This window comes from Terribium retamae (genome assembly GCF_022347545.1).
Lineage (GTDB): Bacteria > Pseudomonadota > Alphaproteobacteria > Rhizobiales > Rhizobiaceae > Mesorhizobium > Mesorhizobium retamae.
This window is the reverse complement of sequence record NZ_JAKREW010000113.1, coordinates 1-1,337: the sequence shown is the minus strand read 5'-3', so window position 1 is coordinate 1,337 and position 1,337 is coordinate 1. Positions and strand designations below refer to the sequence as shown.

The following is a 1,337-nucleotide window of genomic DNA, read 5'->3' as shown; positions in this document are numbered from 1 at the left end:
TGAATGTCCAGCGGATAGAGGGGTTACATTTTGAACCGGATAGATGGGTAACACTTTTCCCCCTATGACACGGCAGCCGCAGTGCGATGCGATTGAGATTGTGTAGCGCTGCTGCGGACCAATTTCTTGTGTCTGCTGTCGATGCAGCCGAGCCGATGAGCATAGAAGCAGAGTGTCCATGCCCCATCGTCGTCTTCCAGGACTGCGACCGTTTCTCCGGCCAGTGACTTGGAGATGTAGATGAAGTCGCCGTTCCATTTGATTTCACCGTTCTGGCGTACACGACGCAACGCCGCTTCGGCCGGATAGTCGGGCTCGGGTGTGGTCCTGGGCATGGGACGGGTCGAAGGACGGTAGTGTTGTGCAGGCGTGTCCATAGCCAACGCTTCATGTGGACGCTCTTCGTTGTAGGAGCGCCTGAAGGCTTCGAAGACCCGGGCTTGAGCCTCTGCGTCGGCTTGAGGCGCCTTGGCCAGCGGCAGCATGGTCAGGTGAAAGCGCTCGTGGCGACCATTCTGCTGCGGCTTGCCAGGCTGGATGCGTTCCAGCCCAATACCGAGCTTGATGAAGCGCACTGCAAGCGGTGTCAGCCCGGTGACGCCGGCCGACGCGAATGGCGATCCGTTGTCACTTCGGATACGATCGGGCAGACCATGCTCCTCGAACAACTGTTCAAAAACCGGCCAGGCCTCCTCATCGGCCGTTGAGCCGGTTGCCGCCAGCGCCAGCAGGTAACGGCTTGACGCATCCATCACCGTCAGGGGCTCGCAACGCCGGCCGTCGCCTGTCCGGAACCAACCCTTGTGGTCGCCCGTCCACACCGCGTTCGGACCGGCCGGCTCCGGCCAGGGGCCATTACCCGCCGCGTGCCACCGTGCTCGCCGTCGCCCCACAAGACCATGGCGCTTCAGGATCTCTCCAGCCGTCGAGACTGCCGGCCAGGCACAGGCCGGCTCGCTCCGCATCAGCCGCGCCATGACCTTCTTCGGCCCCCACAGCGGATGCGTTTGCTTCATGGCGACAATCCGCTCCACCAGATCCTGGGCTGTCGCCCGACCATGATTGAGTGGAGCACGAGGCAGATCGTCCAAGCCTTCCGCGCCAAGCTCACGATAACGCCGAAGCCATTTGTAGCCGGTCTTGCGCGATATCTCGAAGGCAGCGCAAAGCTGCGTCATCGTCTCGTCGCCGGCAAGGCATTCAACCACAAACCGAAGCCGCTCATCCATGACCACAGTCTCTCGCCAAACCATCGCCGGTCCTCCCGGCCTACGAGAAAACTGTCACCCATCTAATCGGTCTACTCTGTCACCTATCTATCCGGTTCGGACATGAAA

General features: G+C 61.2%; 1 protein-coding gene. It reads right to left on the bottom strand.

Annotation, left to right across the window (positions count from 1 at the left end):
• Nucleotides 1–62: 62 nt before the first annotated feature.
• The gene (locus L4923_RS30760) at nt 63–1,253 is read right to left on the bottom strand and encodes an integrase core domain-containing protein (protein ID WP_239370878.1); all 1,191 of its coding nucleotides are present in this window, start codon (nt 1,251–1,253) and stop codon (nt 63–65) included.
• Nucleotides 1,254–1,337: the final 84 nt, after the last annotated feature.